Annotated in this window: 20 protein-coding genes and 1 tRNA gene; 10 read left to right on the forward strand and 11 right to left on the reverse strand. The window is 64.0% G+C overall.

What is annotated here, in order from left to right; genetic code table 11:
- Window positions 1-6: 6 nt before the first annotated feature.
- Both ACG2LG_RS05380 and ACG2LG_RS05385 read right to left on the reverse strand, forming a co-directional pair.
- A complete protein-coding gene (locus ACG2LG_RS05380) occupies window positions 7-267 on the reverse strand; it encodes a hypothetical protein (RefSeq protein WP_396257015.1) in 261 nt (86 codons plus the stop codon).
- 282 nt (window positions 268-549) lie between these two features.
- Window positions 550-626 (reverse strand) — tRNA-Asp (locus tag ACG2LG_RS05385).
- Between the two features lie 159 nt (window positions 627-785).
- Between ACG2LG_RS05385 and ACG2LG_RS05390 the strand changes: the two genes are divergently transcribed.
- The 3 genes from ACG2LG_RS05390 (at window position 786) to ACG2LG_RS05400 (ending at window position 3,977) form a co-directional block, all read left to right on the forward strand.
- Window positions 786-1,130, forward strand: coding sequence for a hypothetical protein (locus tag ACG2LG_RS05390; protein WP_396257016.1), 345 nt, complete (start codon window positions 786-788; stop codon window positions 1,128-1,130).
- 132 nt (window positions 1,131-1,262) lie between these two features.
- Window positions 1,263-1,994: a succinate dehydrogenase cytochrome b subunit gene (locus tag ACG2LG_RS05395; protein WP_396257017.1), complete on the forward strand. Its 732-nt coding sequence runs from the start codon at window positions 1,263-1,265 to the stop codon at window positions 1,992-1,994.
- 12 nt (window positions 1,995-2,006) lie between these two features.
- Entirely contained in the window at window positions 2,007-3,977 is a 1,971-nt protein-coding gene (locus ACG2LG_RS05400; RefSeq protein ID WP_396257239.1) for a fumarate reductase/succinate dehydrogenase flavoprotein subunit, read from the forward strand.
- A 15-nt stretch (window positions 3,978-3,992) separates the two neighbouring features.
- Here ACG2LG_RS05400 and ACG2LG_RS05405 read toward each other — a convergent pair whose 3' ends face one another.
- On the reverse strand, window positions 3,993-4,814 hold the full coding sequence (locus tag ACG2LG_RS05405) for an EF-hand domain-containing protein (protein WP_396257019.1): 822 nt from the start codon (window positions 4,812-4,814) through the stop codon (window positions 3,993-3,995).
- Between the two features lie 129 nt (window positions 4,815-4,943).
- Between ACG2LG_RS05405 and metF the strand changes: the two genes are divergently transcribed.
- Window positions 4,944-5,858: a methylenetetrahydrofolate reductase [NAD(P)H] gene (gene metF / locus ACG2LG_RS05410; RefSeq protein WP_396257021.1), complete on the forward strand. Its 915-nt coding sequence runs from the start codon at window positions 4,944-4,946 to the stop codon at window positions 5,856-5,858.
- Between the two features lie 37 nt (window positions 5,859-5,895).
- Here metF and ACG2LG_RS05415 read toward each other — a convergent pair whose 3' ends face one another.
- Entirely contained in the window at window positions 5,896-7,515 is a 1,620-nt protein-coding gene (locus ACG2LG_RS05415) for a hypothetical protein (RefSeq protein WP_396257023.1), read from the reverse strand.
- A gap of 96 nt (window positions 7,516-7,611) precedes the next feature.
- Here ACG2LG_RS05415 and ACG2LG_RS05420 point away from each other — a divergent pair, with 96 nt between their 5' ends.
- Entirely contained in the window at window positions 7,612-8,385 is a 774-nt protein-coding gene (locus tag ACG2LG_RS05420) for a segregation and condensation protein A (RefSeq protein ID WP_396257025.1), read from the forward strand.
- 21 nt (window positions 8,386-8,406) lie between these two features.
- Here ACG2LG_RS05420 and infA read toward each other — a convergent pair whose 3' ends face one another.
- Window positions 8,407-8,718 carry a translation initiation factor IF-1 gene (gene infA, locus ACG2LG_RS05425; RefSeq protein WP_396257027.1) on the reverse strand — a complete coding sequence of 104 codons (312 nt, stop codon included), beginning with the start codon at window positions 8,716-8,718 and terminating at the stop codon, window positions 8,407-8,409.
- 237 nt (window positions 8,719-8,955) lie between these two features.
- On the opposite strand from infA, the gene rplM reads away from it, so the two are divergent.
- The 3 genes from rplM to ACG2LG_RS05440 all read left to right on the forward strand — a co-directional run bounded on the left by rplM (window position 8,956) and on the right by ACG2LG_RS05440 (window position 10,730).
- On the forward strand, window positions 8,956-9,387 hold the full coding sequence (gene rplM / locus ACG2LG_RS05430; protein WP_396257028.1) for a 50S ribosomal protein L13: 432 nt from the start codon (window positions 8,956-8,958) through the stop codon (window positions 9,385-9,387).
- Between the two features lie 38 nt (window positions 9,388-9,425).
- Window positions 9,426-9,830: a 30S ribosomal protein S9 gene (rpsI, locus tag ACG2LG_RS05435; protein ID WP_396257030.1), complete on the forward strand. Its 405-nt coding sequence runs from the start codon at window positions 9,426-9,428 to the stop codon at window positions 9,828-9,830.
- A 138-nt stretch (window positions 9,831-9,968) separates the two neighbouring features.
- Window positions 9,969-10,730, forward strand: coding sequence for an exodeoxyribonuclease III (locus ACG2LG_RS05440; protein ID WP_396257032.1), 762 nt, complete (start codon window positions 9,969-9,971; stop codon window positions 10,728-10,730).
- 4 nt (window positions 10,731-10,734) lie between these two features.
- Here the strand turns inward: ACG2LG_RS05440 and ACG2LG_RS05445 are convergent, their stop codons facing one another.
- The 5 genes from ACG2LG_RS05445 to ACG2LG_RS05465 form a co-directional block, all read right to left on the reverse strand.
- Complete coding sequence (locus tag ACG2LG_RS05445) at window positions 10,735-11,346, reverse strand: lysophospholipid acyltransferase family protein (protein WP_396257033.1); 612 nt, start codon at window positions 11,344-11,346, stop codon at window positions 10,735-10,737.
- Window positions 11,343-12,002 carry a (d)CMP kinase gene (gene cmk, locus ACG2LG_RS05450; RefSeq protein ID WP_396257035.1) on the reverse strand — a complete coding sequence of 220 codons (660 nt, stop codon included), beginning with the start codon at window positions 12,000-12,002 and terminating at the stop codon, window positions 11,343-11,345. The genes ACG2LG_RS05445 and cmk overlap by 4 nt, the downstream gene beginning before the upstream one ends.
- The gene (gene aroA, locus ACG2LG_RS05455; RefSeq protein ID WP_396257037.1) at window positions 11,999-13,363 is read right to left on the reverse strand and encodes a 3-phosphoshikimate 1-carboxyvinyltransferase; all 1,365 of its coding nucleotides are present in this window, start codon (window positions 13,361-13,363) and stop codon (window positions 11,999-12,001) included. The genes cmk and aroA overlap by 4 nt, the downstream gene beginning before the upstream one ends.
- Window positions 13,356-14,222, reverse strand: coding sequence for a prephenate dehydrogenase (locus ACG2LG_RS05460; protein ID WP_396257039.1), 867 nt, complete (start codon window positions 14,220-14,222; stop codon window positions 13,356-13,358). Before ACG2LG_RS05460 ends, aroA begins: the two co-directional genes overlap by 8 nt.
- A gap of 78 nt (window positions 14,223-14,300) precedes the next feature.
- Window positions 14,301-14,729 (reverse strand): hypothetical protein, encoded by a 429-nt coding sequence (locus tag ACG2LG_RS05465; protein WP_396257040.1) that lies wholly within the window; start codon window positions 14,727-14,729, stop codon window positions 14,301-14,303.
- A 127-nt stretch (window positions 14,730-14,856) separates the two neighbouring features.
- On the opposite strand from ACG2LG_RS05465, the gene ACG2LG_RS05470 reads away from it, so the two are divergent.
- Together ACG2LG_RS05470 and ACG2LG_RS05475 are read left to right on the forward strand one after the other, a co-directional pair.
- On the forward strand, window positions 14,857-15,087 hold the full coding sequence (locus ACG2LG_RS05470; RefSeq protein ID WP_396257042.1) for a hypothetical protein: 231 nt from the start codon (window positions 14,857-14,859) through the stop codon (window positions 15,085-15,087).
- A gap of 206 nt (window positions 15,088-15,293) precedes the next feature.
- Window positions 15,294-18,770, forward strand: a complete 3,477-nt coding sequence (locus ACG2LG_RS05475; RefSeq protein WP_396257044.1) for a pyruvate carboxylase — start codon at window positions 15,294-15,296, stop codon at window positions 18,768-18,770.
- Window positions 18,771-18,855: 85 nt separating this feature from the next.
- Here ACG2LG_RS05475 and ACG2LG_RS05480 read toward each other — a convergent pair whose 3' ends face one another.
- Window positions 18,856-20,424 (reverse strand): putative Na+/H+ antiporter, encoded by a 1,569-nt coding sequence (locus ACG2LG_RS05480; protein ID WP_396257045.1) that lies wholly within the window; start codon window positions 20,422-20,424, stop codon window positions 18,856-18,858.
- Window positions 20,425-20,563: the final 139 nt, after the last annotated feature.

Consider the following 20,563-nt stretch of genomic DNA (forward strand, 5'->3'; position numbering starts at 1 on the left):
TTACCCTCACCGGTCGCGTTCCTCACGCAGCGCCGCAAGGGCGTCGTAGAGCGCGAACAGCATGACGAAGAGGGCCAGACCGGCGCAGAAGAGCCAGTAGATGGCGAATCGCCAGACGGAGTCCGACAACCAACCGTCGATCCCCCAAAGCCCGAGCGCGAACATCCCGAGCAAGGTCGCCGCGAATCCCGTGAGCGCACGCCGTCGCAGCCGTCGCTCGGCCAGAACACCCGCCGCGGTCGCCTTCCAGAGTTTCCAATCGCTCATCGCTTGCGGCAGTCTGGCCCGGAATGAAAATTGTTCCAGTGCATTGAAAAAGTGGCGGAGCGGACGGGATTGCCACCGCTGCGCTCCGGCCATGCCAGCTGGCCGCGCCACGCGCGGACAAGCGGATCGCCTCCCGGTGTTCGGCTGCCTGCATTCAAACCCGGAACGCCTCGTGCCATGCTTCGCATGGCGTCGGCGGGGGTTCTCGTCCCGTCCGCAGGGCGACTCGCACCGCCCAAAACAAAAAAGCCGTCCCGAAAGGACAGCTTGATTGAGGAAAAGTGGCGGAGCGGACGGGACTCGAACCCGCGACCTCCGGCGTGACAGGCCGGCGTTCTAACCAACTGAACTACCGCTCCCGGTAGCGCGCCTCGCGGCGTGGGCGGACGCTAGGAATCCACTCCGCCCCGTGCAACATCAATTTTGCGGAAATTTCGGGGCCCGACCCGATGCCGCAATCATCGGCTCAAAACCCCGGTTTGCCTTGCCCGGTGAGGTCCGTTGTCCAACCTGCACCCATGAGCTACTTCCTCTTCCAGACCCTCCATGTGGCCGGCGTCCTCGGGGTTTTCGCCGCCTTGGGTGCCATTTGCCTCGGTGATTCCGAGAAGCACCGCAAGATGGCCACCATCCTTCACGGCGCCTCCTTGCTCGTCGTTCTCCTCTTCGGGCTGCACCTTCTTTTCAGCCTGAAACTGACCGGCAGCGGAGGTTGGTGGCACGTGAAAATCCTCCTTTGGCTGGTCCTCGGCGTCGCTCCCGCATTATCCCGGCGGAAGGTGCTTCCTCCCGGCATCTTGCTCGGCATCTGCCTCGCCCTCGGGACCGTTGCCGCCTTCCTCGGACTCGCCAAGCCTTTCTGAGGTGCCGCCAATCCGCACCGAGCACGCTTTTCCGTGCATTTCGCTGCATCCGCAGACTCTCCTCTTGCGCGGATGCCGAGCGCTTCCTAGTTATCTCCCGCGTAGACGGATTCCGATCATTCCACCCCGCCCATGAGTTCCACCGCTTCCTGCTCACAGATCATCGACCGAGTCTGGAGATCCACCATCGGCCGCAAATACCTCGTCGCGGTCACCGGTGTCATCCTGACCCTCTTCCTCGCCGGGCACCTGACCGGCAACCTGCTCGTCTACGCGGGTCCGGAGGCCTTCAATGACTATGCCTATTTCCTCCACGACATGCTGCACGGTGCCGGGATCTGGATTTTCCGGATCGTGATGCTGGCGGCGATCGTGATCCACATCGCGGCCACGGTCTCGCTGACCCGACAGAACCGCGCCGCGCGGCAACAGTACGAGTTCAAGAGCACGATCCAGGCGAAGAAGTCCTCGCTCATCATGGTCTGGACCGGCCTCACGATCCTGGCCTTCGTGATCTATCACCTCCTCCACTTCACCGTGCGGTGGGGCAACGAGTACAACACCGCGGACCGCTACAAGGAAGTCGTGGTCAGAGGCGGCGAGGAGATCACGCGGCACAACGCATGGCAGATGGTCATCGACGGCTTCAACTGGTGGCCGGCGACGCTTTTCTACCTCATCGCCATCACCCTGCTGTGCTCCCACCTTTCCCACGGCGTCCAGTCGATGTTCCAGACGCTCGGACTCCGCTCCAGGAAGACCGCCAAGCCGCTGGACGTTCTCAGCGTCGGCTACGCGGCATTGATCTGGATCGGCTTCGTCTCCATTCCAGTCGCCATTCAAATCTTCAAATTCGGCTCCTAAAATTCCATGTCCATTGTTCTCGATAGCAAAGTTCCCTCGGGCCCGATCGACCAGAAATGGTCGAAGCACAAGCAGGACTCGGCGCTGATCAATCCAGCCAACAAACGGAAGTTTTCCGTGATCGTGGTCGGGTCCGGCCTCGCCGGCGGCGCCGCGGCCGCGTCACTTTCCGAGCTGGGCTACAAGGTCAAGTGCTTCTGCTACCAGGACAGTGCCCGGCGTGCCCACTCGATCGCCGCCCAAGGCGGGATCAACGCCGCAAAAAACTACCAGAACGACGGCGATTCGATCTACCGCCTGTTCTACGACACCATCAAGGGCGGTGACTTCCGCTCGCGCGAGGCCAACGTCTACCGACTGGCCGAAGTCTCGAACAACATCATCGACCAGTGCGTCGCCCAGGGGGTTCCCTTCGCCCGCGAATACGGCGGACTGCTCGACAACCGCTCGTTCGGGGGGGCGCAGGTCAAGCGGACCTTCTACGCGGCGGGCCAGACCGGGCAGCAACTGCTGATCGGCTGCTACCAGGCGCTCAACAAGGAAATCGCCAACGGAGGCGTGGAAATGTATCCACGCACCGAGATGCTCGACATCGTGATGGTTGACGGCCACGCCAAGGGGATCGTCGTCCGCGACATGGTCACCGGCGAGATTTCGAGCCATGCCGCCGACACCGTGATTCTCGCCACGGGCGGTTACGGCAACGTGTTCTTCCTCTCGACCAACGCCAAGGGCTGCAACGTCACCGCCGCCTGGCGCGCGGCCAGAAAGGGGGCGCTCTTCGCCAACCCCTGCTACACGCAGATCCACCCGACCTGCATCCCGGTCAGCGGCGACTATCAGTCGAAGCTGACGCTGATGTCCGAGTCGCTGCGGAACGACGGCCGGATCTGGGTGCCGAAATCGCCGGACACCGCCGAGAAGATCCGCAAGGGCGAAATCGATCCCGGAGACGTCCCGGAAGAGGACCGCGACTACTATCTGGAGCGCAAGTATCCTTCCTTCGGCAACCTGTCGCCGCGCGACATTTCCTCACGCTCGGCTAAGGAGGTCTGCGACGAGGGGCGTGGCGTGGCCAAAACCGGCCTCGGCGTGTTCCTCGATTTCCGCGACTCGATCCAGCGACTCGGCGAAGACAAGATCCGCGCCAGCTACGGCAACCTCTTCACGATGTATGAGAAGATCGCCGGCACCAACCCCTACAAGACGCCGATGCAGATCTATCCCGCCGTGCACTACACGATGGGCGGCCTATGGGTGGACTACAACCTCATGTCCAACGTGCCGGGCCTGCATGTCCTCGGTGAGGCGAACTACTCGGACCACGGGGCGAACCGGCTCGGAGCCTCGGCCCTCATGCAGGGCCTGGCCGACGGGTATTTCGTCATCCCGTCGACCATCGCGGTCTATCTTTCGACCCAGACGCCCGGAGCCGTCACGACCGACCACCCGGAATTCAAGAAGGTCACCGAGGATGTGACCGCGCAGACGAAGAAGCTGATCAGCATCCAGGGCAAGCGCTCGGTCGACTCCTTCCACCGCGAGCTGGGCCTCCTGGTCTGGGACAAGTGCGGCATGGCCCGGAATCGCGAAGGCTTGAACGAGGCTCTTGAGAAGATTCCCTCCATCCGCGAGGAGTTCTGGGAAAACGTCCGCGTGACCGGCTCCGGCAGCGGACTCAACATGGAACTCGAGAAGGCCGGCCGGGTGGCCGACTTCCTGGAGTTTGCCGAGGTGATGTGCCTCGATGCCCGCGAGCGGGAGGAATCCTGCGGAGGCCACTTCCGCGAGGAGCACCAATACACCGAAGAGGACGAGGTGGTGAAGTCTGGTTACCTCTCCGCCGGCGAAGCGAAGCGCAATGACGAGGAGTTCTGCCACGTCTCGGCCTGGGAATACAAGGGCACCGACCAAGCACCCGTTCTCCACAAGGAGGAGCTCGAGTGGGAGACGGTCAAGCCGTCGGTGCGCTCCTACAAGTAAACCCTGGCACCGGCATCAGGCTCCTTCCTCCATCATCGGAGGATGGGAATCCGGGGGACCGGGGCGATCCGGGGGACCGGGCCTTTTGTCCGGTCGGCGATCCGGCTTGCCGTCACGGGGACCCCGCCCGCGGTCAGGCCCGGGGCGGGCTTCATCCATCTCGGAGGGATCCAGTTTGAGGTCGCCGTTCTTGTCGATTTCCTCGAACCGGTCCTCCTGCGCATCTTCGCCGAGGCGCTCGATTCCCGGGGCCTTGCGGAACTCTTCGAAGTCGAGGAATCCGTCCTTGTTGGCATCCAGTCGGGGAAACAATCCCTGCATGTCCGGTGGCCCGGGATGGTCCCTGCCATCGCGATCCGCCCCGCGGGGGCGGTCTTCCGGCGAGATTTTTCCATCTCCATTCCGGTCCAGTCGGTCAAAAAACGGACGGCGGCGCTCTTCCGGCATCCGCTTGGCAAACGGACCCTCCAGGAACTCCGCATAATCCACCGAACCGTCGCGGTTGGTATCCAGTTGTCGCATGGCGAGCGGCGGCCGGTTCCCTTTGCCCTCGGGCGGCTTGGGAAGCTCACCCCTTCGGATGAATCCGTCGCCATCCTTGTCGAGGCGGGCGAACAGCGCCCTGCGCTTCTCTTCCGGGAGCTTTGCCAAACGCTCAAGACTCGAGAACTCTTCGAACGACACGGCACCATCCCCATCCTTGTCGGCGCCCCGGAGGAAATGGCCCCCTCCCCCGCCGTTTCGCGGGCGGTCACGGTCCCGATCCCCGTCCCCCACCTTGGCAAAGGCCGGGGCGCAGACGATCAACAAACCAAGAGTCAGTGTCGGAAGCTTCATCGCAGTGGAAATTCCGGTCATGCCGGTTTCAGCAGGGTGAACCCGCGGCAGCGTTCATGGTTGCGGCCCACCCGGGAATTTTTGTTCGCGGAGCGGGCATCGACCAGTTCATTCTCCGCCACCTTCTTCATGCACATTTCGGACATTCTCAGCCAACGCCGCCCGTCCTTTTCCTTCGAATTTTTTCCACCGCGCTCCGAAGCCGCGTGGGGTGAACTTTACCAGACGATCGTCGATCTCGAAAGCTACGACCCGTCGTTCGTTTCGGTGACCTACGGGGCGGGAGGGACGACCCGGGACGCGACGCACGACCTGGTCGTCCGCATCAAGGAAACCACCGGAATCCCGCCCATTCCCCACCTGACCTGCGTCGGGCACAGCGAGGCGGAAATCCAGTCCATCCTCGAACGCTACGCCGAGGCGGGCGTCGCCAACATCCTGGCATTGCGGGGCGACCCCCCGAAGGACCAGCCGGATTACGACTGGTCCGACTCCGACTTCCGCCACGCCTCGGACCTGGTGAGGTTCATCCAGCGGTTCAATGCCAGCGGCCGCCATCCCGATCCGCGGGGCTTCGGCATCGGGGTCGCGGGCTTCCCTGAAGGGCATCCCGCCACCCCCAACCGGCTGATGGAACTCGACCATCTCAAGGCGAAGGTGGATGCCGGGGCCGATTACATCTGCACCCAGCTGTTCTTCGACAACCGAGATTTCCTCGACTTCCGTGATCGCTGCAGCCACGCCGGGATCGACGTCCCGGTCATTGCGGGACTGATGCCGGTGACGAGTACCAAGGGAATGAGCCGCATGGCCGACCTCGCGGCAGGGGCACGCTTTCCCGCCCGCCTGCTCCGGGCGCTCGACCGGGCCGGGGACGATCCGAAGTCCGTGGCGCGCGTCGGCATCCACCACGCCGCCGAGCAGGCCACCGGTCTCCTCGACGAAGGGGTCGACGGAATCCACTTCTACACGCTCAACAAGAGCGCCGCGACGCGGGAGATCTACGCCAGCCTGGGCCTCGCGCCGCGGAAAAATCCGGCGTAGTCGCGATGCCTGCCAGGGCAGGTCGGCCCTCCGGCCATCAATCGCTGGCACCCCGGCTGAGGATCTCCTCGGCGAGTTCGAGCGTGATGTTGCCGAGCGTCCCCTGCAGCGGAACGTCCACCCCGACCCGGCCGCTGGCCTGGTCGACCGGAAAACGCTCGCGCAACTCGCGGGATCTCTCGAAGGCGTCGCCGGGGATCATGATCCTCACACCACCATCGAAGACGAAGAGATTTCGAGCACGGTCCATCGCATCCCGGCGGAGCCGGCGTTCGTCGGCAATGTCGTCGAAGAAACCGACCTCCTCCGGATCGACGGCCTCGTTCTCCTCATCCTCCTTGGATGCCTGACCCGCTTTCTTCAGGCTCATCCGAAGTTCCTTTTCCTTCTCGGCCGCGAGTCCCCCGGCCAGACCGTCGGCCATGGCAGCGACTCCGAACAACCGCTCGAGTTCGTCGTCCTGAGGCCGGCGAACCGTGATCCGGCCCTGCACCTCCATCAGGTCGCGGGCCACCAGGTTGAGCTGCGACAACACCAACTCGCCGGACTGCGTGTAGAGTTCGAAGCTGCCTTGGTCGAAATCGACACGCTTGTAACTGTTGAACACGTCGACCACGTCAAGCGCCTCGAACAGATGCAGCTCGCTGCGGATCGAGATCGACTCCGGGCCGTCCAGATTTCCCGATCCGGAAAATGTCAGTCCTTCGGTGGAATTGGTCGACCCCCCGATCTCGAACTCGCCGGAGAAGCTTCCCTCGACCATCTCATGAACATTGGGAGGGAGGACCGAACTCAGGGGAATCCTCTCGAAAATGAGAGTCCCCGAGAGTTCCGGCAGCTCGCTGGAGCCACCCACCTCGACATTCTCAAAGCGCACGGTGCCGTCACCCGCACTCAGCATTCCCTCCTCGACCACGAGGCCGTCGGGGCTGCAGAAGATGACCAGTTGATCGATGTCGAACCTCCGGATCCAGTTCTGTGAAAAATATCCTCCCCGGAAGCGGAGCCGCCAGCCACCCGCGGTGCGGGTTGCGACCATGCGGCTTCCCGTGATCCCGCCGAAGGTCCGTTCGGAATACCCCCAGGTCAGACGGGCATTGGTCACCTCAAGCCCCTGCACCACAAAACCCGGATACTCCGCGAAAACACTCTCGATTCCCGCCGCTCCCGACTCTTCGGAATTGGCCCCGGCGCGGATTTCGGCGTCGAGCCAGTTCATCTTGATCACCCCGGCCTCCCAGCCGTGGGTCACACCGTCAAGAAATCCCATGTCGAACTGCAGGTTCCCGGCCTCCAGCGACTGGAAGAAGGACTCCTCCGTTCCCGTCGCACCCACCCGCCGGACCATCGCCTGGCCTTGGACCCTCCGAAACCCGGAGATCTTGGCATCTGAGGCATTCAGTGCTTCCTCGAACCCGGCACGAATCGAGGTCCGAAAACCGGCCGAATCCACCCGCTTGACCAGGTAGTAGAAGAATCCGAGCCCGACCAATGCCAGCACGATCGCGATCCGGACAAGCAGCCGCATGAGGTGGAACAGGGTCGCCGACCACCCCCCGCCGCTCGACATCGAGTGGCGCAGCTGGAACCAGAACCCCTGGCTGGCAATCCACTGGTTCAGGCGCTGGTTGAATTCCTGGGGATTCTGCGTTTCCATAAGACTGAAGGCCCGCGAATTAGAGCGATCCCGATGTTTGCTTGCGAGGTAAATTTCCCCTAGCACAAGCCGGGGTCATCCCCTAGCTCTCTCGGCGTGGAAGGCAACGATTACAAGGTCCGGCTGGATATTTTCGAGGGTCCGCTCGACCTGCTCCTTTACCTGATCAAAAAGGACGAGGTCGACATTCAGGACATTTCGATCACCCGGATCACCGGCCAGTATCTCCGCTACATCGAGACGTTCCGCCTTCTCAACATCGATCTGGCTGCCGAATTCATCGTCATGGCCGCCAACCTGATGTATCTGAAAAGCCGCACGCTGCTGCCGCGCCAGGAACAGCCGCCGGACGAAGAGGCCGAGGAGGACGACCCGCGGTGGGAGCTGATCCGGCAGTTGATCGAGTACAAGAAATTCAAGGACGCCGCCAGCATCCTCAGCCGGCGCGAAGTGGAGCAGGCGGACCGCTTCGCCCTGCAACCTGAGAAGCCGGAGGTGGATCCCGAGCCACCCCCCCTCGCCGAAGTCTCGATTTTCGACCTGATCCGCGCCTTCCAGAACGTCCTCAAGCGCTTCGAGGAGTCGCACGAACTGGGTGACATCGTCGACGACCGCTTCACCGTGGCCGACAAGATCGAGATGCTGCTCGACCGCTTCGCATCGGGTCAGGCCTGCCGCTTCGACCAACTCTTCGAGGATGCCACGACCAAGTCCGAGGTCATCGTGACCTTCCTGGCGGTGCTGGAACTGATGAAGATGAACCAGTTCGTCCTGCGCCAGACCGGAGTCTTCGGCGAGATCGAAATCGAGCGCCGCGGCAAGGCCCCCGCCTCCGAGACCCTGGAAAGCTTCACCGAAGCCGCGACCTGATCCCGGACTCCGGCAACCGCCTCAGCCCAGCCGGTAGACGATCCGGGCCTTGGTGACGTCGTAGGGCGACATCTCCATCTTCACCCGGTCGCCGACGACCAGGCGGATGAAGCGCTTGCGCATCTTGCCCGAAATGTGCGCGAGCACCTCGTGGCCGCTTTGCAACTCCACCCGAAACTGGGTGCCGGCCAGAACCGAGGTGATCACGCCCTCGACTTCGACGGCCTTCTCTTCGCCGTCATCATTGACCAGCTTGTTGCGACGATCCAGATCGTTGCGCCTGCGGCGTCGACCACCCGGGCGTCCGCCTCTCCCTCTTCCTCGATTACTCATGAATTGCTGTGGGCAGGACGTCTCGCGCCCTCTCCGGTGGCAGGCTTGCGGATCGGCGGCGGCGTTTCAATCGGAAAACTCCGGAATTCCTTGGAGATCCGGTAAAACGGTGAGTTCAATCCGGGGTGCGGAAACCCACGGATTTCCGATTGACACCCTGAACCCGGCTCCCTAGCTTGCCCGCCCTTCCGAGCAGGGGGGTTTTGTCGCCTTCCGCAGGCCTTTCTATTGATCATCATGAAGACTTTCTCCGCCAAGCCCTCCGACGTCGAACGCACGTGGTTCGTGATCGACGCCGAAAACAAAATCCTCGGTCAGGTGGCCGTGGAAGCTGCCCGCCTCCTGCGTGGCAAGCACAAGCCGATCTTCACACCCCACATCGACACCGGTGATTTCGTGATCGTGATCAACGCCGACAAGGTGCGCCTGAGCGGCAACAAGGAGCGGGAGAAGATTTACACCAGCTTCAGCGGCTACGTCGGCGGCCAGAAGGTCGAGACCCCCCGCATGGTTCGCAAGCGCCGCCCGGTGCTCCTCGTCGAGCGGGCCGTGAAGGGAATGATCCCGAAGAACCGCCTCGGGCGGGCCCAGCTTGGCAAGCTCAAGGTCTACGCCGGACCGGAGCATCCCCACGAAGCCCAGCAACCGGCGGCCTACGAGGTCGCCTGAATTTCATCCCCCGAGACACCACTCTCCACCACTGAAACATGAGCGCAGCAGCAGCCACCCAAACTCTCGCCGCCACCGGTCGTCGCAAGACCGCGGTCGCCCACGCCCGCCTCGCCGAAGGTAGCGGCAAGATCACGATCAACGGCCGGGGCTTTGAGGACTACCTCCCCACTCTTGCTCTTCAGGGCGCGGTTCTCGCTCCCTTGCAGACCGCCAACCTCCTGAACCGCTTCGACATGGATGTCATCGTCAAGGGCGGCGGACTCCAGGCCCAGGCGGAAGCGATCCGCCACGCGGTGTCCCGCGCACTCACCATCTTCGAGCCCGAGCTTCGCAAGGAACTCAAGCCGCGTGGCTTCATGCGCCGCGACCCGCGGATGAAGGAGCGCAAGAAGGCCGGACGCCCCGGTGCCCGCAAGCGCTTCCAGTTCTCCAAGCGCTGATCCGCCTGAAACCATCCTCTCGAAAAGACCGCGCGCCGCTCCGGCCGCGGTCTTTTTCTTTTGAGCTCGATCCGGCACCGCGCCGCATCGGAGAAATTGGCACTTCTCAGTTCGAAGGTCGACCCTCAGCCTTGCCGCATGAAGCTCGTTTCCTGGAATGTCAACGGCATCCGCGCGTGTCTCGGCAAGGGACTTGGCGACTTTCTCCAGACCACCGCGCCGGATGTCCTCTGCCTCCAGGAAACCAAGGCCCGGCCGGATCAGGTGCAACTGCCGCTGGAGTTCGGTGGTTATCACGGCTTCTGGAACTCCGCCGAGAAACCCGGATACTCCGGCGTGGCGGTCTTCAGCCGCACCGAACCCCTGTCCGTCGAAGTCGGGATGCAACGACCCGAACACGACAGCGAAGGACGCGTGATCACGCTGGAATTCGACGAGTTCCGGCTGGTCAACGTCTACACGCCCAACGCGCAGAACGAATTGCGCCGCCTTCCTTACCGCATGGACTGGGACACGGCCTTCCGGGCCTACCTCGGGGAGCTCCGGGGACGAGGAAAGCCGGTCATCTTCTGCGGCGACCTCAACGTGGCACACCGGGAAATCGACCTCGCCCGCCCGGCGCAGAACCGTCGCAGCGCCGGCTTCTCTGACGAGGAGCGGGAGGGATTCACGCAACTGCTCGACTCCGGATTCATCGACAGCTTCCGGAGTTTTCACCCCGATCTCGAAAACGCCTACTCATGGTGGAGCTACCGCGGCGGGGCCCGCTCGCGAAATGTCGGTTGGCGCATCGACTACTTCGGGGTCGATGCCGACATGGCCAAGTCAATGAAGTCGGCGGCCATCCTCGCCGAGGTGACGGGCTCCGACCACTGCCCGGTCGAACTCACCCTCAAGTGAGACCTCAGAGCCGGCCAATCTCGGCCATGATTCGCTTGGCCATCCGGGCGTAGCCATCCTTGCCGGTGAATTCCTTCAGCTCCGCCTTGCTCAAGCGGATCGGCTCGCCGATGTGGACCTCGATCCGGGCCAGGCGGATCCAGGCGCTGCCCCGCGGCAGGGCCCGGCGGGCGCCCCGGATCCGGATCGGCTGAATCGGGGCGCCGGCCTTCACCGCGATCAATCCCACCCCGGGCTGAGCCTCGCCGAGCGACCCATCCATCGTCCGCGCGCCCTCGGGGAACACCAGCACCCGGTTGCCCTCCTTCAGGCGCCGGATGATGGTCTTGAGGCTGCTCATGTCCGGCTTCTCCTGATCGACCGGAATGGAATTCCACTGGCCGTAGAGCCAGCGGAGGAACCCCTCCTTGAAGAGGGTCTTGCGGGCGAGGAAATGCATCTCGCTGCCGTATAGCGTGCCGATCAGCGGCGGATCGAGAAAGCTCTGGTGATTCGCCACCACCAGCACCGGCCCGTCCTCGATCAGGTTTTCGGCGCCGCGCACGCGAAGGCCGAACAGCGACCGAAACGCGCTGCGGAAGATCAGCCATCCCGACCAGTAGATCCAACGCATCATGATCGCTCTTCCAGATCGAGACCCTGGCCCCGGAGAATTTCGAGCGCCGCCAGCACGCCACTTTCGATCGTGTGCTTCGAGGTGTCCAGCCGCGCCGCTCCATCCGGGACCATCAGCGGTGCGGTCTTCCGAGAACTGTCCTCACGGTCGCGATCGAGCACGGAATCCACCTCCCCCACGTCCGTGCGCCGTTTCGCCCGCACATCGGCGTCGGCATCGATGTAAATCTTGAAAGGCGTGTCCGGAAAAACCACGGAACCGATGTCACGCCCTTCCATCACGACGTCGGTGAAATCAAGATACTCGCGCTGGAGTTCCACCAGCCGCCGCCGCACTTCCGGCACCGCCGAAACCGTGGAGACCGAGCGATTGACGGCCTCGCTGCGAAGCTCCGTCCCGGGATGCAGGCCATCGACCTTGATCGTCGACATCCGGCCCTCCACGCCGCATTCGAGGTCCATCGCCCCGAGGGCTTCGACCACTGCGGACGCATCGGACACATCGACCCTCAGGTCGAGCAACCGCCAGGTCACCGCCCGGTACATCTCGCCGGAGTTGACCATGGTCAGGTTCAGGCGTTCGGACAGACGACCGGCCAGGGTGCTCTTGCCCGAAGCCGCCGGGCCGTCGATGGCGATGGCGATGTGGGATTTCATGAAGCGACGGGAACGATGGGAAGGTCGAAGCTGGCGGCGTCCGTCCTGCCGGCCTGGACCGCTGCGAGCTGGTGGGAGAAACCCGGGTAGGAGGTCCGCACACAGGCGGTGCCGATCACCCGCGTCTCCCCCGCGGCGTGCAAACCCGCCATGGCGAATGCCATGGCGATGCGGTGGTCTCCGTAGCTTTTCACCGTGGCACCATTCAGGCTTCCTCCCTCAATCTCCATGCCATCGTCGAACTCCTCGACCGAAGCACCCATCGCGCGAAGCCCCTCGAGGGTTGTCGCGATTCGATCGGTTTCCTTGACCCGCAATTCGCGCGCATTGCGGATGCGGGTGCGCCCGCTTGCCAGGGCGGACGCCACTGCGATGACCGGAATTTCATCGATGAGGTTCGGAATCTCTTCGGGCAACAGATCCGTTCCCTGGAGATCCGCCCCGTGAACTTCCACATCCCCGTAGGGCTCGCCAACCGCATCGACGACGGGTTTGCGGACGACCGTCGCCCCCATGCGCTCGATCACATCAAGAATCGCCGTGCGGGTCGGATTCAGGCCGACCCGCCGCAGGACCAGCCTGCATCCCGGTCGCACCGCCGCCGCGACCACCCAGAAGGCGGCGCTTGAAATGTCTCCAGGCACATGGAAATCGCGCCCGACCGGAACCTGACCACCATCGATGGAAATCGTGTTGCCGTCCTCGACCACACGGATCCCGAAAGCCTCGAACATTCGTTCGGTGTGATCCCGCGTCGTGGCCGGTTGCACGACCGTGGTCGTCCCCTCGCAGAACAAACCCGCAAGCAGCACGGCGCTCTTCACCTGCGCGCTGGCGACCGGCAGCTCGTAGCGAATGGGTGTCAGCACGGCGGGATGAATCTTCAGCGGCGCACAGCCGTCCTTCTCGCCCAGGGTCTCGATCTCCGCCCCCATCTCGCGAAGGGGAGTCGTGATCCGCCCCATCGGTCTTCCGGAAAGCGACGCGTCGCCGAACAACTCGGAGCCGAACGACTGCCCCGCCAGCAAGCCGGCGAGCAGACGCATGCCGGTTCCTGAATTCCCGCAATCGATGGGCTGCGATGGGGCCGCCAGACGCATCGCACGACCTTCGATCCGGAGCGATGTCGGCCCGAATCCAAGCATCTCCTCGCGGACTCCATGGGCAACCCCGCAGGCCCGCATTGCATTGAGGGTGTTGAGGCAGTCCTCGCTCGGGAGGAAGCCGGTGATGTTCGAGGCTCCGCGGGCAAGCCCCGCGATCATGGCCACCCGGTGCGAGATGCTCTTGTCGCCCGGCACCTCGAGATCGACATCGAAGCGCTCGATCCGCTGCACCCGGAATTCTTCTGCGTCAGTCATCTCCTTGATTCTCTCGACGGGTCTTCCCCTCCGCGTGGCGCTCGCAGGCAAGCTCCAGCCACTGGCGGAGCGCTTCATGGTCGGACTGTTCGATCATGGCAAGCATTTCACTCAGGCGGTCCCTCGCCTCACGAACCGGCCCGAGCAACGCCGGGGCATTCTCCATGAGAATCTCCGCCCACATCCCCGGATCGCCTCCCGCCACCCGGGTGGTGTCGCGCAACCCCCCGCCGCCGAACCGGGCATCCTCCGGTGACTTCATGGCCACCCGCGCGGTGGCGGCCGCCATGACGTGGGGCAGATGGCTGATCCGGGCGACGATCTGGTCGTGCGCGGAGGCCTCCATCCAGGTCACGCGGCAGCCCAGCGAGGTCCAGAATGCCTCCAATCGGGCCGCCGCCGGATCACCGATCCCCTCGTCATCCGTCAGCAGGCAAACGGACCCCTCGAAGAGATCCGCGTCGGCGGCTTCGAAACCCTTGCGCTCGGACCCCGCCATCGGATGCCCGCCGATGAAAGCCAGGTTCCCGCCGCGGGCGATCGGCCCGAGTTGCTCGTGGACCCGCTGCTTGACGCTCCCGACGTCGGAAATCACCGCCCCCGGCCGAATCCCGGCATCGATCGCCTGCCGCAACAAGCCCGGCATCGCTCCGACCGGCACGGCGAGAATCACCAGCTCCGCCTCGTCCAGCGCCTCTTCCAGGTTTGTCGTCGCACGGGGCACACCGGCGTCGCGGGCCTGCCCGACGGTTTCAGCCCGCCGGGCCCACAGAACGCAATCCAGGCGATCACGCAGCGCCAGGGCGACCGACCCGCCAAGCAAGCCGCCCCCGAGCACCGCAACCTTGGAAAAACCCATGAGCTGACAATCTGAAAATGGACGAGCCGGACGCGGAGTCCGGCTCGTATGAAAAATGATGAACCGAAAGCGAAGGGATCAGGGGACGCGGAAGTATTTCTTCTCCGAGGCGGGATAGGTCGGATCCGCCACGAGAGTCCCGCTCGGGATGTCCTTCACATCGATCATCTTGTTGTTGAAGGGACTAAAGACCATGCCGGGCCTGCCGGGAACCGGCCGGGCCACCGGTGTCGAGGGCTTCGTCGTGGGCTTGGCCACGTCGGGATCCTCCATCGTGTCCGGAATCTGCGGACCGCGATCGGTGGTGCCGCCCTCGTTGGCGAGCGACTCCTGCTCTCGCTTGAGACGCTCCTCCTCGGCCTTGAGTTCCTCAGGAGTCTTCTGGGCGTTGTTCTGGGCGACATCCGGACCCGGAGTCGGAGGAGGACCCTCGGGATAAGGGGTGCAGGCTGTCGGGAGCAAAATGGCGGCCGATCCAATCAGCACGGGTATCAGAAGATGTTTCATGATTCTTTCGGTGGAGGTTCCTGATTACCCAGCGACGCCGGGCAGCCGAAATGTTCACACACCCGCCGACGAGGTCAAGCCAAGCCCGCCACTTGCCTCGCGAGCCCTTTCCCGCCAGTCTCCCGGCGTGTACGAGTCCCCGATCAAGGCCGTCGCCACCCTCGTCGAGGTCAGAAAGCCCGGCGTTTACGGGGCGCGGCTGCCCAACGGCAAGATCACCTGCGCCCATCTTGCGAAATCCCTCGCCGGGGAAGCGGACGCGTTTGCGGCGGGCGATCGGGTGCACCTGGAGCTCACCCCGTTCGACTTCGACTCGGCCCGGATCACCGCCCGGATCGACCCCGAGGCCGGAAAATGAAGCGGCCCGACCGATAAACCCCGGGAAAAACCCAAAACCCAAGGGAGTCTCAGTCGGACCGCCTACTAGTGTCGCGACACCGCCCCTTTCGCTTCGATCGCCCCCCGGGTCAAGCGGATTTGATCAAGTCCCGAAAATTTCCGTGGTCGGAGCGGATCGGCTTGGCACGATTCCCCTTGGCCCCGGCCGAATCCACCCTCTAGGAAATGGGTCCCATGACTCTCCACAAGCTGATGGCCGCGAACCGCGGCGAGATCGCGATCCGCATTTTCCGCGCCGCCACCGAACTGGGCCTCCGCACCGTTTCGATCTACGCGCAGGAAGACCGCTTCTCCCGCCATCGCTTCAAGGCCGATGAAGCCTACAAGCTCGATGAGGACAAGGGCCCGGTCGGCGCCTACCTCGACTACGAGGGAATCGTCGCGCTGGCCAAGTCGCGGGGGGTCACCCTGATCCACCCCGGCTACGGCTTCCTCTCGGAGAACCCCGACTTCGCCCGCGCCTGCGCCCGGGAAGGAATCACCTTCATCGGCCCGTCGCCGGAACTGCTCGAGCAGATGGGCGACAAGACCGCCGCCCGCGATCTCGCGAAGCGCTACGATGTTCCCGTCCTGCCGGGCACCGAGGAGCCGGTGACCGATCCGGGCGAGGCCGCCAGGATCGCCGCGGAAATCGGTTTCCCCCTCATCATCAAGGCGGCCTTCGGCGGCGGCGGACGCGGGATGCGGGTCGTCCACAAGCCGGCCGAACTTCCCGGCCTGCTCGGTGAGGCCCAGAACGAAGCCGAGAAGGCTTTCGGCAATCCCGCCGTATTCCTCGAGCGCTACATTTCGCGCGCCAAGCACATCGAAGTGCAGATCCTCGGCGACCAGCACGGCAACGTCGTCCACCTCCACGAGCGCGATTGCTCGGTCCAGCGGCGCTATCAGAAGGTCGTCGAGATCGCCCCGTCGATCGACCTCGATCCGGTGGTGCGCGGCGAGCTGTGCGACGCGGCGGTGCGGCTGGCCAAGGGCATCGGCTACAACAACGCCGGCACCGTCGAGTTTCTCTACGACATGGACCTCAAGGACTGGTTCTTCATCGAGATGAACCCGCGCATCCAGGTCGAGCACACCGTCACCGAATGCGTCACCGGCATCGACCTCGTCCGTTCCCAGATCCTCGTCGCGGAAGGCGAATCGCTCCACGGCACCGAACTCGGAATTCCCCAGCAGGACGACATCCCGTGCAACGGCTACGCGATCCAGTCGCGCATCACCACCGAGGATCCCGAGCGGAACTTCGCCCCGGACTACGGCCGGATCATCAACTACCGCTCGGCCGCCGGCTTCGGCGTCCGCCTCGACGCGGGCTCGGGCGACGCCGGTGCGGAGATCACCCCCTTCTACGACTCGATGCTGGTCAAGCTGACCACCATGGGACGCAACTTCGAAACGGCCTGCCAGCGCATGGACCGCGCCCTGCGCGAGTTCCGGATCCGCGGGGTGAAGACCAACATTCCCTTCCTCGAGAACGTCATCGCCGATCCCACCTTCCGCAGCGGCCAGGCCCACACCAAGCTGATCGACACCAAGCCGGAGTTGATGCTCTTCAAGCCGCGCCGCGACCGCGCGACCAAGCTGCTCAACTACCTGTCGGACGTCACCATCAACGGCAACCCGACCGCCAAGGGCTGGAAGCCGAAGTCGACGATCCACCTGCCCCGCATCCCCCACCCCCGTCCCGACACCCGCTTCTCCGGCCCTTCATCCCGCGAGCTACTGCTGGAAAAGGGCCCGGAGGAATTCTGCCGGTGGATCCTCGAGCAGAAGCGGCTGCTCATCACCGACACCTCGATGCGCGACGCCCACCAGTCGCTCATCGCCACCCGCATGCGCACCCGCGACATGCTCAACGTCGCCGAAGCCTACGCCACCGGACTGCCCGGCCTGTTCTCCCTGGAAATGTGGGGCGGCGCGACCTTCGACACCGCCATGCGCTTCCTCAAGGAATGCCCGTGGCAACGCCTCCGCGAGTTGCGCGAGCGGGTGCCCAACATCCTTTTCCAGATGCTCTTCCGCGGATCGAACGCGGTCGGCTACTCGAACTATCCGGACAACGTCGTCGCCGGCTTCGTCAGGCACTCGGCCGACTCCGGCATGGACATCTTCCGCATCTTCGACTCGCTCAACTACCTGCCGAACATGCAGGTCGCCATGGAGGCCGCCCGCGAACACGGCAAGGTGCTGTGCGAAGCCGCCGTCTGCTACACCGGCGACATCCTCGACGGCAGTCGCACGAAATACACGCTCGACTACTACATCAAGAAGGCCCGCGAGCTGGAGAAGATGGGCGCCCACATCCTTGCCATCAAGGACATGGCCGGGCTGTGCAAACCGCAGGCGGCCTACGATCTCGTCCACGCCCTGAAACAGGAGATCGGCATCCCCATCCACTTCCACACCCACGACACCTCGGGCCTCAACGCCGCCTCGGTCATCGCCGCCGCGCGCGCCGGATGCGACATCGTCGATCTCGCGATGGCCGCCATGTCCGGCTCGACCTCGCAGCCGAACCTCAACTCGGTCTGCGCCGCGCTTGCCAACTCGCCGCAGGATCCGGGGCTCGACTTCGACACACTCAACGACCTCTCCGACTACTGGGAGGAGACCCTCCTTCAATACGAACCCTTCGACTCCGCGCCCCGCGCCGGCACCGCCGAGGTCTACGAGCACGAGATGCCCGGTGGCCAGTACACCAACCTGCGAGAGCAGGCGAACGCCATGGACCTCGGGCACCGCTGGCGCGAAATCGCCCGCACCTACGCCGAGGTCAACCAGCTCTTCGGCGACATCGTCAAGGTCACGCCGTCCTCCAAGGTCGTCGGCGACATGGCCATGTTCCTGATCACCCGCGGCATCAAGCCGTCGGACGTTCCCAAGCTGAAACCCGGCTCGATCGACTGGCCGGAGAGCGTCATCGACATGCTCTCCGGCGGCCTCGGCCAGCCCGATGGTGGCTGGCCCGCCGATGTCCAGAAGGTGGTGCTCAACGACAAGCCGGCCACCACCAGGCGTCCCGGCGAACTCGCCGAGCCGGTCGACCTCGAGGAAGTCCGGCAAATGCTCGCCTCCCGCTACCCGAAGTCCGAGATCCACGATCCCGCATCGGACGACGCCCTCTACTCCCACCTGATGTATCCCAAGGTCTACGAGGACTTCTGCAAGACCCGCGAGACCTACTTCGACCTCAGCGGCCTCCCCACCCCGGCCTTCTTCTACGGCCTCACGCCCGGCGAGGAGATCGAGGTCATCATCGACCACGGCAAGACGCTCTTCATCAAATTGGTCTCGATCGGCGAAGCCGACTCCCACGGCGACCGGACGCTGTTCTACGAGCTGAACGGCATGCCGCGTGAATGCTCCATCGCCGACCGCTCGCTTTCGCACAGCGCCGGCCCCGCCAGGAAAAAAGGCAACCCTTCCAAGCCCGAACACGCCTGCGCACCCATGCCGGGCATGGTGACCGAAGTCGTCGTCTCCCCCGGGCAGGTCGTCGCCGAAGGCGAAAAACTCGTGGTCCTCGAGGCCATGAAGATGCTCACCACCGTCAGCGCCGGCAAGAACGGCACCGTCAAGGAGGTGCTCGCCACCAAGGGCGACCAGGTCGACAGCGACGACCTTCTGGTGATCCTCGAGTAAGCCGGGAAAACGAACGGCCCGAATCAGGCAATGGCGTCCGGCGGGAGTCCCGGACGATGAGGAGCGGAGCCCACGGTCGACCCGCTCACCATCCCATGAACACGACTCCCATCACCACCGTCGGCAACAAGGCTCCGAACAGCAGGCGCAGCGGGGTGATCCCGTCCTCGAAATGAGAGTTGAGGATCGAGCGTCCCGCCGGATTGGGCGCGTTGGCAATCACCGTGAGCCCGCCGCCGGTGACGGCACCCGCCACCACGGCATATTCCAGCGCCGTCGCCCTCTCCAGGAGAAGTCCGGTCTTCGAGATCATGACCCCGTCCTGGACGATCTCCGGACTGAATTCCGGCACCTGGGCGGCGAGGAAGGTGATCGCCGCGTTGTCGTTGAACGCGGTCATCACGGTCGCGCCGAGGAACAGGGGGAACTCACTGAGGCTTGAGAGAACCGGCGCGATCCACCAGCCCTGCAGGCCGCCGTGAATCACCAACCCGGCGAGGAAGAACCCCACCATCAGCGGACCCTTGATGCGGATCTCATACTGGTGGTGCTCGGTCGCCATGGTGAAGGCGATGAAGAAGAGGAAGCCCCCGACGAAGAACGCCGGATGATGCAAGGTCAGCACCGTCCAGGCGACAAAGACCAGATGAACGATCATGATCCAGGCGGGTGCCCGGTCGACGGAATCCTCATCTTCCAAGTCGGTCTCCTCCCGGGATGCCCTCTCCTTCAGCCGACGGAACTCTTTCCGGAACATGAAGAAATAGATCAGGCTGGAGATCCCGATGCCGAGAATCGCCCGCCAGCCGAAGTGGGTGAACATGTAGGGCAGGTTCCAATGCCACTCGGTTGCGACCATCAGCACCGGGGGCGCCGCGAAATGGGTCAGGGTCCCACCGACGGACACGTTCACGAAAAGCAGCCCCAGGGTCGCGTATTTCAGGGCGCTCGAAGGATTGAGCCGGTAGAACTGCTGACCCAGCAGCATCGCGGCGATGGCCATCGCGGCAGGTTCCGTGATGAAGGAGCCGAGCAGCGGGGCCACGCAGAGGATGGTCAGCCACCAGGCTCCGGGCGTCCGCCCGCCGAGGCCCGACAACAACCGCAACGCCCCTCCCGCGAGGCTCACGACCGGCCGGCTGGAAGCGATCGCCATGATCACGAGCACGAACATCGGTTCGGTGAAGTTCCGCGAGTCGATGTAGTAGGCGGCGTGCCCCCATCCGTGCTGCTGGCTGAAGATCATGCCGATGAACAAGGGCACCACCCAGATCCCGAAGATGGCTTCCACCTCGCCGAGGAAATGAAACACCGTCGCCTTGAAGCTCACGGGTTCGCGCACGCCGGACGCCGAGCCCGCCCACCGGCGGCGGTGCTCTTCCTCGGCGGCGTGTGCCATGCGGTTGAAACGCGGGGCCACGAAGGTGTGAAGGACCGCAAGGAAGAAGATGATGGTGGCGAACAGGTTGAAGGGGTCCTCCTCGATGCGGAGCAGCAGTCGTTCCCGGAGCGTGGGATCGTGACCGGCGTCGGCGAAGTGTCCGGCCTCGATCTTCTGATAGGACATCTCCGAAATCGGAAAATCCACGGCGTTCCCCGCATCGGCTCCGGCATGGGTTGCCGCAAGGCATCCGCCCGCGAGCACGAAAAACATCAACCAAACTGAAATCCGAACGACGAACAGAGCGCGACCTGGTTGCATCGGCCCGAGACTGATCTTCGGGACGGGAGATTCCAAACTGAAAAACGCCGCCACCCGGGGCGGCGGCATGCCGACGGGGCAGACGGAACCA

The organism is Haloferula sp. A504, assembly GCF_044385805.1.
Taxonomy (GTDB): Bacteria; Verrucomicrobiota; Verrucomicrobiia; order Verrucomicrobiales; family Akkermansiaceae; genus Haloferula.

Coding starts and splice junctions, on each gene's coding strand:
- ACG2LG_RS05405 (WP_396257019.1), bottom strand. CDS start 4,814: ATGAAGCTTCCGACACTGACTCTTGGTTTGTTGATCGTCTGCGCCCCG.
- ACG2LG_RS05440 (WP_396257032.1), top strand. CDS start 9,969: ATGAAGCTCGTTTCCTGGAATGTCAACGGCATCCGCGCGTGTCTCGGC.
- ACG2LG_RS05445 (WP_396257033.1), bottom strand. CDS start 11,346: ATGATGCGTTGGATCTACTGGTCGGGATGGCTGATCTTCCGCAGCGCG.
- ACG2LG_RS05380 (WP_396257015.1), bottom strand. CDS start 267: ATGAGCGATTGGAAACTCTGGAAGGCGACCGCGGCGGGTGTTCTGGCC.
- rplM (WP_396257028.1), top strand. CDS start 8,956: ATGAAGACTTTCTCCGCCAAGCCCTCCGACGTCGAACGCACGTGGTTC.
- ACG2LG_RS05460 (WP_396257039.1), bottom strand. CDS start 14,222: ATGGGTTTTTCCAAGGTTGCGGTGCTCGGGGGCGGCTTGCTTGGCGGG.
- rpsI (WP_396257030.1), top strand. CDS start 9,426: ATGAGCGCAGCAGCAGCCACCCAAACTCTCGCCGCCACCGGTCGTCGC.
- ACG2LG_RS05395 (WP_396257017.1), top strand. CDS start 1,263: ATGAGTTCCACCGCTTCCTGCTCACAGATCATCGACCGAGTCTGGAGA.
- aroA (WP_396257037.1), bottom strand. CDS start 13,363: ATGACTGACGCAGAAGAATTCCGGGTGCAGCGGATCGAGCGCTTCGAT.
- ACG2LG_RS05475 (WP_396257044.1), top strand. CDS start 15,294: ATGGGTCCCATGACTCTCCACAAGCTGATGGCCGCGAACCGCGGCGAG.
- ACG2LG_RS05465 (WP_396257040.1), bottom strand. CDS start 14,729: ATGAAACATCTTCTGATACCCGTGCTGATTGGATCGGCCGCCATTTTG.
- infA (WP_396257027.1), bottom strand. CDS start 8,718: ATGAGTAATCGAGGAAGAGGGAGAGGCGGACGCCCGGGTGGTCGACGC.
- cmk (WP_396257035.1), bottom strand. CDS start 12,002: ATGAAATCCCACATCGCCATCGCCATCGACGGCCCGGCGGCTTCGGGC.
- ACG2LG_RS05390 (WP_396257016.1), top strand. CDS start 786: ATGAGCTACTTCCTCTTCCAGACCCTCCATGTGGCCGGCGTCCTCGGG.
- metF (WP_396257021.1), top strand. CDS start 4,944: ATGCACATTTCGGACATTCTCAGCCAACGCCGCCCGTCCTTTTCCTTC.
- ACG2LG_RS05480 (WP_396257045.1), bottom strand. CDS start 20,424: ATGTTTTTCGTGCTCGCGGGCGGATGCCTTGCGGCAACCCATGCCGGA.
- ACG2LG_RS05415 (WP_396257023.1), bottom strand. CDS start 7,515: ATGGAAACGCAGAATCCCCAGGAATTCAACCAGCGCCTGAACCAGTGG.